The organism is Aneurinibacillus tyrosinisolvens (assembly GCF_001015055.1).
Classification (GTDB): Bacteria; Bacillota; Bacilli; order Aneurinibacillales; family Aneurinibacillaceae; genus Aneurinibacillus_A; species Aneurinibacillus_A tyrosinisolvens.
The window spans coordinates 16,168-29,782 of sequence record NZ_BBWZ01000029.1 but is presented as its reverse complement, the minus strand read 5'-3'; the positions used below and the strand labels follow the sequence as shown (position 1 = coordinate 29,782).

Below are 13,615 nucleotides of genomic sequence, written 5' to 3'. Positions count from 1 at the left end.
CCGGACACTGGTATAGCCATTTTTTTAAGGAAGAGCAAAGAAGGAAAAGGGGATAAGGGGATTTTATGCGGGAGAGTACAAGTGCAATAGAAAATGAGCTGTTAATAGAGAGCATAACCCAGAGCAGCCCGTTATATCAGGCATTGTTTGAGTATTATCCGGAACCTGTGTGCCTGATGAGCCTGGACGGGACCTTTGTCAATATAAATAAGCCATGGGAAGATATTATCGGGTACGGTAAAGAGGCACTGCTTCGCGTGCGTTTTGAGCGTCTCATTTGTTCAACAGACATTGAAAGGGTAGACGCTTATTTTAGAAAAGCAATGCGCGGTGAAGCGCAAAGCTATGATACAACGGTGCTGTGTGAAGACGGAAAGAGTATTGAACTGAGTGTTGTCATGGTCCCTATTATAACTGAAGGGAAGGTTGTCGGAGTCTTAGGCGTGGCGAAGGATATTACAGAGCAGAAAATGGCGCGTGATGTATTCAACTCGTCCGCGCTCCATGATATTCTAACCGGGCTTCCAGGCCGCTGGTTGTTTAAAAATGAGCTGACAAAAGCAATAGAAGAGGCCGAGAAGAATACCCATAAGCTGGCCATTATGACGGTGGATATTAATCGATTCAAAAATATAAACGACTCGTTCGGTTATCAGTGCGGAGATTTGCTGCTAAAGGAAGTTTCCATGAGATTAACGCGCGCTATCGGCAGGAATGGAACGATCGCCCGGATGAGTGAAGATGAATTTATTCTCCTCTTTCCCCTTCTTCGTGATAAGGAGCAGGCAATCCCTATAGCGGAAAAAATAGCAGCCGAATTCAACCCGTCGTTTCATATAGAGAGTTATGAATTCCAGATTACAAATAGCATCGGCATTTCCCTCTTTCCAGATGATGCCGCAGATGCGGAAGGGCTTATCCGCCATGCGAGCACCGCCCTTTATTATTGTAAAGAACAGGGGAGCGCCTACTATTTTTACAGTGAAGAAATAGAGAAAGAAATATACGAGCGGTTTGAAATGGAGAAAGATTTGCAAAAAGCAATCGAGCAGGATGAGTTCATTGTTCATTATCAGCCGCAGGTTAACGTGAAGACGGAGAAAATTGTCGGTGCTGAAGCGCTTTTGCGCTGGCAGCATCCGGGGAAGGGAATCATTTCTCCCCTGAAATTCATCCCGCTGGCGGAAGAGACAGGCCTGATTATTCCCATTGGTGAATGGGTTCTGCGAACCGCATGTGGCCAGGCGAAAAGCTGGCATGAAGAGGGACATTCGCATATGAGGGTTGCCGTAAACATTTCTGTCCGCCAGTTTCGTCAGCGAAACTTCATTCACAGGATCGTTAGCATTCTGGAAGAAACCAGGCTGGAGCCGGAATTCCTTGAACTGGAGATTACAGAGAATATTTGCATGTCCGATATTGAATATGCACTGCAAATGATCCACGACTTGAAGAAACTTGGGATTACGATTTCCATTGATGATTTTGGGACAGGCTACTCTTCCCTCAGCTACTTGAGTAAGTTTCCGATTGAGACGCTCAAAATTGACCGCTCCTTTATTCAGGGAATTCACCGTGAAGAAGGGAATGCCGCCATTGTGAACTCCATTATTGAGCTGGCTCAAAGCCTGCACCTAAAAGTAGTGGCGGAAGGAGTAGAAACAGAAATAGAGCTCGATTACTTGAATAAGAGGGGCTGCGAAATGGTACAAGGCTATTATTTTAGCGCTCCAGTTGCAACGGAGATGTTTACGGATCTGCTTCAGGCGCAGAAAGAATAGAGGCTTTTAAGAAAAGAAGGCTGCTTTTGCGCCTTCTTTTCTTATCCTATTCGGAGAATGCTAAAACTGGATAACCGGCTTTTTGGTTCGTCTTTAAATTCGTTTTCACTTGCTGGACAATCTCGCTCTTCATATCAAAACGGTCTGGAGAATCCAGTAAGGCAATTTTTGAAAGCTCCGGCTGACTTTGAAAAAAGTGGAACAGATTCAGAAGATTTTGCTGTACCTGTCCCTGAACTTCATGAGCCGGCAGGTTCGTTACGAGGGTTCCTGTCTTCTTTTGCTAAGTTATTGAAATTACTGCCATCCACGAGTACAATAAGTGTAGTAAAATGCAACAGTGTAGTTTGTTGCAAAATGAGGGAGAATCATATGACACGCATTCTTGCTATCGCTCCTTACCCGGGGCTTAAAGATTTATTTCTGGAAGTAAATGCTGAGCTTCATAAAGATATTCACGTAGAAATCGGCGATTTATACAAAGGGCTGGCCATTGCAAAAAGCATGGAGGATAAAGGGTTTGATGTTATTATCAGCAGAGGAGCGACTGCACGGCTGCTGCGTAAGCACTGCAATCTCCCGGTCATTGAAGTGAAGATATCCGGATACGATATTCTCCGTACGCTGACGCTTGTAAAAGGCTATCCAGGAAAAATCGGTCTTATGAGCTACTTTAATACGATCCAGGGAGCGGACGCGATCGGCACGTTACTGGAAATGGATTTATCCTTCTACCCCATTGGCGAAGAACAGGAAATAGAACACGGAATTAAAAAGGCGCTGGCCGAGGAAGTCCAGGTCATTATAGGGGACGTAATTTCCACTTCTGTCGCAACGCAGCTGGGCATGCACGCTATCTTGATTACTTCCGGTAAAGAGGCGGTCATTGAATCGATTGATGAAGCGGAACATATGGCCTTCTATACTAAGAAGGAAAAAAAACGCAGAGAACTGTTTGAATCCGTTGTGGCAGGTTACCATGAAGGAATCATTGTGGTTGATAAAGACGAGAAAATATACATGCTGAACGATAAAGCGGAGGAGTTTTTAGACACGAAATCCAGTTATGTATCAGGGAAGCTTGCGGGCGAAGTTCACCCGATGCTCCATTTTCAATCGGTGTTTAGTACGAATGCATCTTCTCCTGGACAAATGATCAGTTTGCGAGGAGAAGAGTACATCATCAGTAAATTCCCTGTTACGATGAATTTAGAACTTATTGGAGGCCTTGCGGTTTTTGAGTCGGTGAGTAAAATACAAAAGGTTGAAAGCCAGATTCGCCATATGCTTATAAATCAGTCAGAACGGGCGAATATGCACTTCAACCACCTTGTCGCAACAAGTGAAGGTATGCGTGAAACGATCGCAGCGGCAAGAAAGTTCAGCCGGACGGATTTTTCCATTCTTCTATATGGGGAGCCGGGAACCGGCAAACGCAGCATTGCTGAAGCTATCCACAATGAGAGCGAGCGCAGGGAATTTCCGTTTGTTTTTTTTAATTGTGAAGCACACGACAAAGAGCAACTCGAGGCCGAGCTTTTTGGCTGGGAAGGGAACGGCGAAAGGCAGGGAGCGATTGAACTTGCCCATAATGGCACGCTTTTTATCGATGCCATCGGGAAGATGCCGCTCTCCATTCAGGCAAAACTAATGAATGTTCTACAGGAACAAAGGGTAATCCGCATGCACGGAGAAAGGAGCATTCCTGTTGATATCCGTGTAATCGCTGCCAATTCTCTCGATTTAGAAACAAGTGTGGATTCAGGTGTGTTCAGAGAAGATTTGTTCTACCTTATTAATGGCGGGATTGTTACAATTCCGCCATTGCGTGAACGGAAAGAGGACATCGGGGAGCTTGTCCGCTGGTTCATTGCTTCGTTTAATGCCAGGCTCGGAAAGCAAATCGTTGGGTTTCGTGCGGAGATTATAGAGCGGTTGAAACAGGCGGATTGGCCGGGCAATGTGCAGCAGCTGCGAGCCGCTGTGGAAAAAATATGTGTAGCCGGCACCGGGCCGTTTATAGAAATAAAAGAAACACAAAGTATTGTTGATGAATTGCTTAAAATAAAAGCGGATGGGCCTGTTTTACGAAATGGAATTGATATAACAGGAAGGACGCTCGATGAGCTAGAACGGGAAATTATTATGAAAGTGCTCGAAGAGGAAGGGAACAACCAGTCTCAGGCAGCCAAGCGCCTTGGCATTAACCGTTCGACTTTGTGGAGAAAAATTAAAGAAGAAGTGGAAAAATAGCAGGGTCTTCCTGTTATTTTTTTTGATTAAAAATGAAACAGTCATATAAAAATTCAATTTCAGTTTAAAAATACAACGTGTTTGGGCTGTGAAAAGTATTGAAAAATGCAACATAATCGTATATTGTTAAAAAGAAGCATCATTTGGCAAGGAAACAAAGGGGTGATGGCATCATTGTTCAAAATTTTGATCATAGCTGATGATTTGACCGGCGCTAACGACACCGGCGTTCAATTTGCAAAACGGGAATTTAATACCCTCTCCCTTCTTGATGTACGGCGCAGTGAATACGTGCAGGAGGCAGAAGTTCTCGTTTGCAATCTTGAGACAAGGTCGTTAGACCCACAGGCGGCTTATCAAAAAATAAAAGCGTTTTCACAAATGCTCGATTTTTCTTCCATTCCTTTCGTATACAAAAAAATTGATTCCACAATGAGAGGAAACATAGGGGTGGAAATCGATGCGCTGCTGGATTGCTCTCCTTTTGATATAGCGGCTGTTGTCCCGGCCTATCCGAAGAACGGAAGGACAACTGTGGGAGGGTATCATCTTGTGAACCAGCTTCTTCTCGAGGACTCCGAGGCAGCCCATGATCCGAAATCTCCCGTAACGGAATCGTATTTACCGGCTCTATTGGCCAGACAGAGCAAGAGAACGGTAGGCCATATTGATATAAAGATAATACGGGAAAATCGCATCGTTCAAGAAATGAGAAATTGCATTTCGCAAAACGAGCAAATTGTTGTGTTCGATAGTTTTTCTCAAAATGATTTGCAATCGGTTACAGAAGCGATTTTAGAGAGCGGGCTGCGAGTGCTGTGGGTAGGCTCAGCCGGGCTGGCTGAATGCTTATCCGGGAGAATAAACGGTGGAGCCAATGGGAAGCCCACAGAACAAGAAAGCAGAGTGCAGGGAAATTTCCCAATATTCACTATTGCCGGAAGTGTAAGCGTTATAACGAGAAAGCAAATACAAACGCTTTGTGAGCGGGATGATTTTCGTACCGTTTCTGTTGACCCCCTGGCCATTTTAACAGGAGAGGACAGAACAGGGCAGCTTAATAAATTGTGTAAAGCCATTGTAGCTACCATTGATGAAGGAAAAAACCCCATTCTAACTACGGAGGCTTCAGAAACTGTGATGCAGTCTGTCCGGCGGTGGAAAGAGAGCCATGGCACAGGAGACCTTGAGACTGGAAATCAAATTGCTGATTTTCTTGGTGAACTGGGCCGTATGGTTGTATCGCAGAGAGAACTGCGGGGACTCATTTTAACCGGTGGAGACATTGCATATCGAACCTGTGAATACTTACAAGTTCCGGCCTTGCGCATTGTTGATGAAGTTGAAGAAGGAATTCCGCTGTGCGAAATTCTCGGAGGAGAAGCGGCACACATGTCTGTTGTAACAAAGGCAGGGGCTTTTGGGGATGAACAATCTCTTTTGCGTGCCGCAGAAAAAATAAAAAACTTTAAGTAAGAGGGGATTACAATGAGTTCTTCAAAATGGATGAGAATTATACCGGTTGCCTTTATTATGTACATGTTTGCCTACATGGATCGAATTAACGTTGGAGTTTTGCTCCCGTATATGGAGAAAGACCTGAATTTGTCAGCATCCGGGGCGGGCGATATTGCCGGTATTTTCTTCTGGGGTTATTTACTTCTTCAGATTCCCGGTGGAATCCTGGCATCGCGCTGGTCCGCCAAAAAATTTGTATTTATTCTCATGATGGTCTGGGGTATTTTTGCAACTGCCTGCGGCTTTGTGCAGACAGAGGCCCAGCTAAAAGTTGTTCGTTTTTTCCTTGGTGTGGCGGAAGGCGGCGTTTGGCCGGCCGTTCTCGTTCTATTAGCTTCCTGGTTTACCCTTAAGGAAAGAGCGCGCGCAAATGCTTTTTGGATGGCGTGCTTGCCAGCATCTGCCATGATTATGGCTCCACTGTCAGGATTACTGCTTGCTCACTTCGATTGGAAAACAGTCTTTATTATTGAGGGAATCCCTCCATTTATCTGGGGATTTGTCTGGCTTTTCGTAATAAAAGACAAGCCGAGCGAAGCGGAATGGCTGAATGAAAGGGAACGTAAGCAACTGCTTGCAGAACTAAAAGAAGAACAAAAGAATGCAATAAAATCTGAAGGATATGGAGCTGCATTCAAGAACCCTATTGTATGGGGCCTGGTTGTTACTTACTTCTTCTGGATGACAGGTTTTTACGGCTATACGCTCTGGGTTCCGAGTGTTGTAAAGTCATTTACAAAAGACCCTGTTGAAATGGGCTGGTTAACCGCCATTCCGTTTACCTGTGCGTTAGTAGGCATGTTTGTTAATTCTATCTGGTCTGACCGTCGTATGAATCGTATCCAGCATGTAGTCATTCCTTTACTAATTGCGGCGTTGAGCATGATCGCAGGCCAATTTGTAACGTCTCCGTTTGCCCAAATGGTTCTGCTTTCTATTACGGCTATTGGGGTTTATGCGCCTTATGGTCCGCTATGGACGATTCCTACTGCTATTATTCCGGCCGGTATTGTCGGAGCCGCGCTAGGCTTGCAGAACGCAATCGGAAACCTTGGTGGTTATTATGGACCGTCAATTTTTGGTAAACTTAAAGACACGACAGGAAATTATCATATGGGATTTTATTTCCTTGCCGCATCCCTTGTCGTTTCCGGAATCGTAATTACGATTCTCGGAAGGTATCTAAAAAAGGATAAAGAAACGATTCAAAAAGATACAACGTTGAGCGCTGTGAAGTAACAGAGGAGGTAAAGGAATGAAGTTTCCAAAAGTCGCACTGGTTAAGCAAAGGTTCAGGGGTCCGGCAGTTCAGGACATTGATAAAGCCGTCTCTGATCAATTAGCTGCAATAGGACTTGCAGATCAAATCACTCCTGGAATGAGAATTGCGATTACGGCGGGAAGCCGCGGAATAGCCAACATTGCAGTGATTATTAGAGCTACGGTACACGAATTGAAAAAACTCGGGGCTGCTCCATTTATTGTTCCCACCATGGGCAGCCATGGTGGGGCAACCGCTGAAGGTCAGGTGGAAGTGCTTGAAAGTTTGGGGGTAACCGAGGCGTTTTGTGGAGCTCCCATTCAGTCATCTATGGAAGTCGTTCACATAGGGGAAACGCCTGCCGGTATGCCGGTCCATGTGGATAAAAACGCGTGGGAGGCAGACGGAATCGTCCTGATGGGGCGGGTAAAGGTTCATACCGATTTTAAATCCCCGATTCACATCGAAAGCGGACTCATGAAAATGGCTGCCATTGGACTTGGAAAGCATAAGCAGGCCCTTCTCATTCACAGCTACGGCGTGCATGGTATTCGCGATATTATGCCGGAAGTGGCCCAGGTAATGCTGGATAAGGCCAAGATTATTTGCGGAGTCGCCCTTATTGAAAATGCATTCGAGCAAACGGCAAAAATCGAAGCTATCCCTACAGCATCCATTCCGGAGCGGGAAAAGGAGCTGCTGAAAGAATCAGCGCTCTTATGCCTAAGCTTCCTGTCGAAGATATTGACCTTCTGGTCGTTGGCGAAATCGGGAAAAATTACAGCGGCACAGGGATGGACACCAACATCATCGGGCGCATTCGCATTCTTGGAGTGGAAGAGCCGAAAACACCGCGTATTAAGTACATTATCGCAAGTGACGTCAGTGAAGAATCCCATGGGAACACGCTCGGAATCGGATTGGCCGATTTGACGACAAAAAAGCTATTTGACAAGATTGACTATCAAAAAATGAACGAGAACGTCATTACGAGTACATTCCTTCACCGGGCAATGGTCCCGATCGTGCTTAATAACGACAGAGAAGCGGTAGAAGCTGCCCTCCGTGCTACCTGGGGAGTGGAATCTGATAAAGCAAGATTTATTCGCATTCCGAACACCCTTCACCTTGAGTACCTTTATGTTTCAGAATCACTTCTGCCCGAAATCGAGGCGCTTGATTATATAGAAATTGTGGGCGAACCGCAGGAAATGGCGTTCGACGAAAACGGCTACTTTACAGGCTGGCATGAATAAATATCAAAGATCCAGGGAGGAAAATTCAATGGAGATTAAGACAGAGAAACAGATTGCAACTTATGGAAACTACATCAATGGAGAATGGCACGAACCAGCCCAAACCCTTGCTGTGTTTAATAAATACACAGGAGAAGAGTTCGCACGCATTGCACGGGCAACGAAGGAAGAGGTAACAAGCGCGATAACAAACGCTCATGAAACCTTTCAAACAAAGAAGCTAAGCCCGTATGAGAGATATGAAATTCTAATGCGCGCCGCTGAGATTTTTAAAGAGCGCAGAGAAGAACTGGCACTCATTATCGTACGTGAGGTTGGTAAGGTTCTGAAGGATGCGCGTGGGGAAATTGATCGGGGAATTCAGACGTTAATCGCTTCTGCTGAAGAAGCGAAGCGCATTGCAGGGACCGGAGTTCCGCTTGGCCAGCCTGGCAACGAAAACAAGATGGCGTTTACTGTCCGTGTTCCGGTTGGCGTTATTGGCGCCATTACGCCTTTTAATTTTCCTTTCAATCTGACGCTGCATAAGATAGGTCCTGCTATCGCGGCTGGAAATACCGTTGTTTTAAAACCGGCTGAAGTCACGCCGGTCATCGCATGCAAAATCGCGGAAGTCTTAACAGAAGCAGGATTGCCGGCAGGCTTCCTCAACATTGTAAACGGACTCGGTCAGGAAGCGGGGCAGTATTTGCTCGAGGATGATCGGATTGCCATGTACACCTTCACGGGAAGCGCCGGAGTAGGCCGCCACATTAAGAGCGCGACCGGCATACGCAGAGTAACGCTCGAGCTTGGCAACAATTCGCCGAACATCGTCCACCGCGATGCTCCAGATCTCGATAGGGCCGCCGAGCTTTGTGTGACGCGGGGGTATATCAATGCCGGCCAGGCTTGTATTTCCGTGCAGCGCATTTATGTTCACCGTGATATTTTTGATGCTTTTGTTGAGAAAGCAATCAAAGTGGCCGGTTCTTTACGCGTAGGAAATCCGGAAGACGAGACGACAGATGTGGGCCCCATGATTTCGGAGAAAGAAGCCAAACGGGCGGAATCGTGGATTCAAGAGGCTGTTGAGCAGGGGGCAAAAGTTGTGTTTGGCGGTACGAGAGAAGGTGCCATTCTGCAGCCGACCATTCTCGTAGATGCAACACCGGACATGAAGGTCGTCTGCCAGGAAGTATTTGCCCCTGTAGTGAGCATTATTCCTTTTGATGATATTCAGGAAGCTTTTGACCATGCAAATAACAGTGAACTCGCCCTTCAGGTAGGGGTGTTTACTTCCAATATTCAAATCGCAATGCAGGCTGCGCATGAATTGCATTTTGGCGGCGTGATTATTAACGACGTTTCCTCCTACCGTGCGGATGTCATGCCATACGGCGGCTTAAAAAATAGCGGAATCGGCAAAGAAGGTCCTCATTATGCAGTGCAGGAAATGACAGAAGAAAAAATCGTTGTTATCAATTTATAGGGAGAGTGGTGGAGAGTTATGAGAAACATTTGGGAGTTTTTTTCAACAGAGAGAGTCGTATTTGGTAATGGCGCCATTAAGCAGCTGGATTCTATCCTGCAGCGTTTAAAAGCAAAAAATGTCCTGCTCGTTACGGATCCTGGGATCGTAAAAGCAGGAATTGCAGAAACCGTAATCTCCCTGCTGCGAGAAGCGGATTACAATGTTGTCGTATACGACAGGGTTGTTCCGGAACCGCCTGTAAGCAGTGCAATGGAATGTTACGAGTTTGCGAAGTCCCAAATGAAAACAGATGCTATTATCGGTCTTGGCGGCGGAAGCAGTATCGATATGGCTAAGGTTGCGGCGCTGCTCGTTGCACATGGCGGACACCCGCTCGATTATTATGGCGGAGAAAATCAAATCCCGGGTCCAATTGCTCCGCTTATTGCCATTCCGACAACAGCCGGTACGGGATCAGAAGTTACCTCTGTCGCTGTCTTAACGGACGTTGAGAACAACATTAAAGCGGGTATTTCTGATAACTACATGCGTCCGGCGGTTGCGCTCCTCGACCCGGAATTAACAACCGGGCTTCCACCCTACGTGACGGCCTGCTCGGGAATCGATGCACTCTCCCATGCGATTGAGGCATATACAGCGAAGAACTTCCAATACATCCAGGCGGAAGGAAGCATTCTATTCCAGGGCTCCATTCCAGTCAGTGATGCCCTTGCCCTTCATGCGATTAAGCTCATTGCGGAAAACCTTGTACTTGCGGTACAGCAGGGAAGCAATTTAGAAGCGCGCTCGAATATGCTTGTTGGAAGCCTGCTTGCCGGCATGGCGTTCTCGAATGCCGGAACCGCTGCCGCTCACGCGCTGGCTTATCCAATCGGGGGCCTTGTCAAATCACCGCACGGAGAAGTTACGGGTCTCCTGCTCCCTTACGTAATGGAATATAATGCAGCGGTAGAAACGAAAAAAATGGTCGATATCGCCCGCGCTTTCGGCATCAATACAGAAGGAATGGATGATCGGGAAGCAGCTCTTGCCGCATCGGATGCGGTTCTGAATCTGCTTGACGATATCGGCCTTCCAACACGCCTGTCTCAAATTGGCATTCAGGAAAAAGATATTCCGGAAATTGCGGCAAAATCACTGCCGATTGCCCGGTTAATTCGCAACAATCCTCGTGTACCTACACAGCAGGGATTGGAACAGCTGCTGCGAAATGCTTTATAAAAACAACAAGGGAGTGAGAGTGAAATGCCAACCGCAAAACCGATTATCGGAATCACAATGGGGGACGGTGCTGGCGTAGGCCCGGAAATTATTATGAAGGCATTAGCCGACAAAGACATCTACACATCCTGTGCGCCATTTGTAATAGGAGATGCGAAGCTTCTCGAAAGAGCGGGGAAGATTGTAGACAGCACGCTTCAGGTTCGAACCATTCAATCTCCGGCGGAAGCTGCGTTCGAATATGGAATGGTTGATTGCGTGGATTTGAATCTTCTGCCCGAGGACCTGCCGTTTGGACACGTATCGGCGGAAGCGGGAAACGCTGCTTTCCGTTACCTGGAGCGAGCGATTCAACTGGCGAATGAAGGCCAGATCGATGCCATTTGTACTGCGCCGCTGAATAAAGAGGCATTGCATAAGGCCGGCCATATTTATCCGGGCCATACGGAAATCCTTGCTGAATTGACAAACACGGATAACTTCTCCATGATGCTGTCTGCTCCTAACTTAAAGGTGATTCATGTAACAACGCATATCGGAATTATCGATGCGATTAAAAAAATCAATCCGGAGCGGGTGTACGATGTGATTAAGCTTGCACACGATACGCTTAAAAAGGCCGGGTATGAAGATCCGAAAATTGCAGTATGCGGAATTAACCCGCATGCCGGTGAAAATGGGCTGTTCGGCTACGGAGAAGAAGCGGAAAAAATCGTTCCTGCGGTGGAGAAAGCGCAGGTGGAAGGAGTCAATGTCGTAGGGCCTCTTCCTGCGGACACTCTGTTCTTCCGGGCAGGGCGCGGTGATTTTGACATTGTTGTAGCGATGTACCACGACCAGGGGCATGGGCCGATTAAAGTTCTTGGCCTGGAAGCCGGCGTAAATATTACGGTTGGACTTCCAATCATTCGCACAAGTGTGGACCATGGAACGGCTTTTGACATCGCCGGTAAAGGGATTGTAAATGAGCTGAGCCTGAAAGAAGCACTGCGCCAGGCTGTCGATCTGGCACCAAAAAGAGAAGTATGATAGGTTTCAGGGGAACAGTGCAAATGCTGTTCCCTTATTTTAAAAGGAGGCGGAGAGGATGAACAGACCAAAGGTCGTTGTCACGCGCAGAATGCCGCAGGAAGCAATCGAACTGCTGGAAAAAGAAGCGAACGTGTATGTCTGGGATAGTGAGGAGACAGCCATTCCACAAACGGTGCTGCTTGAACAGGTAAAAGACGCCGCTGGCATTCTGACAAATGTCGCGGATTCGATCGATAAGGAAGTATTGGATGCGGCTCCTTCGTTAAAGGTAATCAGCACGATGGCGGTCGGCTACGATAACATTGACATAGCGGAAGCAGCGAGAAGAGGGATTGCCATCGGGCACACGCCGGGTATTCTCACAGAAGCAACAGCGGATTTAACGTTTGCCCTATTAATGGCTTCCGGGCGAAGAGTTGCCGAAGGAGCCGCCTATGTGAAAGAAGGCAAATGGAAGAGCTGGGGGCCGATGTTGTTAACGGGCCAGGATGTTTACGGTGCCACCATCGGAATTATCGGCATGGGAAGAATCGGAGAAGGCATAGCCAGGCGGGCTGCCGGATTCGACATGAATATTCTTTACCACAACCGCAGCCGCAAACCTGACATTGAAAAAAGCCTGAATGCGGAATACTGCTCACTCGATTCACTTCTTGAGCGATCAGATTTCGTCGTTCTGCTCGCTCCGTCTACTCCGGAAACGTACCGGATGATGGGAGAGCGAGAGTTCAAACTGATGAAATCCAGCGCCGTGTTCATTAATGCTTCGCGCGGGAAGAATGTGGACGAGCAGGCGTTATACGAGGCTTTACAGGACGGAGAGATATGGGCCGCGGGGCTTGATGTATTTGACGAGGAGCCGGTTTCTCTTGACAACCCGCTTCTATCATTGTCGAATGTCACGGCTCTCCCTCATATCGGAAGCGCAAGCATTAAAACGAGGACGAAAATGGCGGTTGTTGCTGCGCAGAACCTTCTGGCCGGCCTGGCGGGAACGGAGTTATTATTTGAAGTGAAAGGGGATACGGTATGAACTACTTTTCGGAGTTAAAAGGACAGAATATACTTGTGACAGGTGGAAGCAAAGGGATTGGGAAGGATATCGCCCGCGCTTTCGCTGAATTGGGATCCAATGTTATAATTACCGGCAGGGAAGAGGCAACGCTGACACAGGCAGTTGAGGAGTTAAAGGCTTATCATCCGAACTGTTCTTCTATCATTGCGGACATACAGAATGTAAGCAGTGTGTATGAAATGGTGGATGAAACCGTATCGCGGCTGGGAAGCATCGACGTGCTCGTGAACAACGCCGGAGTCAACATCCCAAAACCTGTATTAGAAGTAACAGAAGCGGACTGGGATGCCGTTCTTGATACGAACTTGAAGGGAACGTTCTTCGCCTCACAGCGGGCGGGAAAATATATGATCCCGCAGGGAAAAGGCAGAATCATCAATATTGTCTCCCAGATGGCTTTTGTCGGGTACGTTAAGCGTTCCGCCTACTGCTCCAGCAAGGGAGGAGCCGTGCAGCTCACCAAGGCGCTTGCGGTGGAATGGGCTTCCCACAATATAAAAGTAAATGCTGTTGCGCCTACGTTTATTGAGACCGATTTAACGCGTAAAATGTTCGAAGATACTCATTTTTATCAAGATGTAATGAGCCGCATTCCGATGGGCAAGCTGGCGAAGCCGTCAGATGTAACGGGAGCCGTCCTTTTCCTTGCATCCAACCTGTCTGATTTCGTAACGGGAGATACGATTCGGGTTGACGGGGGCTGGACAGCTATCTAGTTTTTGAAAAAGAGGAGAGGGCGATAAA

At 47.2% G+C, this 13,615-nt stretch carries 11 protein-coding genes; all 11 read left to right on the top strand.

The genetic code is table 11. The features are described 5' to 3' along the window. Positions 1-65 precede the first annotated feature (65 nt). Positions 66-1,781 (top strand): sensor domain-containing protein, encoded by a 1,716-nt coding sequence (locus tag MBEAL2_RS20130; protein ID WP_047154045.1) that lies wholly within the window; start codon positions 66-68, stop codon positions 1,779-1,781. 372 nt (positions 1,782-2,153) lie between these two features. Continuing rightward, the gene (locus MBEAL2_RS20125; RefSeq protein WP_047154044.1) at positions 2,154-4,034 is read left to right on the top strand and encodes a PrpR N-terminal domain-containing protein; all 1,881 of its coding nucleotides are present in this window, start codon (positions 2,154-2,156) and stop codon (positions 4,032-4,034) included. Positions 4,035-4,208: 174 nt separating this feature from the next. Next, complete coding sequence (locus MBEAL2_RS20120) at positions 4,209-5,510, top strand: four-carbon acid sugar kinase family protein (RefSeq protein WP_047154083.1); 1,302 nt, start codon at positions 4,209-4,211, stop codon at positions 5,508-5,510. 12 nt (positions 5,511-5,522) lie between these two features. After that, positions 5,523-6,791: an MFS transporter gene (locus MBEAL2_RS20115; protein ID WP_047154043.1), complete on the top strand. Its 1,269-nt coding sequence runs from the start codon at positions 5,523-5,525 to the stop codon at positions 6,789-6,791. A 16-nt stretch (positions 6,792-6,807) separates the two neighbouring features. Then, complete coding sequence (locus MBEAL2_RS20110; RefSeq protein ID WP_236692952.1) at positions 6,808-7,746, top strand: lactate racemase domain-containing protein; 939 nt, start codon at positions 6,808-6,810, stop codon at positions 7,744-7,746. Beyond that, on the top strand, positions 7,743-8,069 hold the full coding sequence (locus MBEAL2_RS33040; protein ID WP_236692951.1) for a hypothetical protein: 327 nt from the start codon (positions 7,743-7,745) through the stop codon (positions 8,067-8,069). Before MBEAL2_RS20110 ends, MBEAL2_RS33040 begins: the two co-directional genes overlap by 4 nt. 28 nt (positions 8,070-8,097) lie before the next feature. Next, positions 8,098-9,540: an aldehyde dehydrogenase family protein gene (locus MBEAL2_RS20105; protein WP_047154042.1), complete on the top strand. Its 1,443-nt coding sequence runs from the start codon at positions 8,098-8,100 to the stop codon at positions 9,538-9,540. An 18-nt stretch (positions 9,541-9,558) separates the two neighbouring features. Next, on the top strand, positions 9,559-10,764 hold the full coding sequence (locus tag MBEAL2_RS20100) for a hydroxyacid-oxoacid transhydrogenase (protein WP_047154041.1): 1,206 nt from the start codon (positions 9,559-9,561) through the stop codon (positions 10,762-10,764). A 24-nt stretch (positions 10,765-10,788) separates the two neighbouring features. Continuing rightward, positions 10,789-11,793 carry a 4-hydroxythreonine-4-phosphate dehydrogenase PdxA gene (pdxA, locus tag MBEAL2_RS20095; protein WP_047154040.1) on the top strand — a complete coding sequence of 335 codons (1,005 nt, stop codon included), beginning with the start codon at positions 10,789-10,791 and terminating at the stop codon, positions 11,791-11,793. A gap of 58 nt (positions 11,794-11,851) precedes the next feature. Then, positions 11,852-12,829, top strand: coding sequence for a 2-hydroxyacid dehydrogenase (locus MBEAL2_RS20090; protein ID WP_047154039.1), 978 nt, complete (start codon positions 11,852-11,854; stop codon positions 12,827-12,829). Further along, positions 12,826-13,587 carry an SDR family NAD(P)-dependent oxidoreductase gene (locus MBEAL2_RS20085; RefSeq protein WP_047154038.1) on the top strand — a complete coding sequence of 254 codons (762 nt, stop codon included), beginning with the start codon at positions 12,826-12,828 and terminating at the stop codon, positions 13,585-13,587. Before MBEAL2_RS20090 ends, MBEAL2_RS20085 begins: the two co-directional genes overlap by 4 nt. The last annotated feature ends 28 nt before the right edge of the window (positions 13,588-13,615 follow it).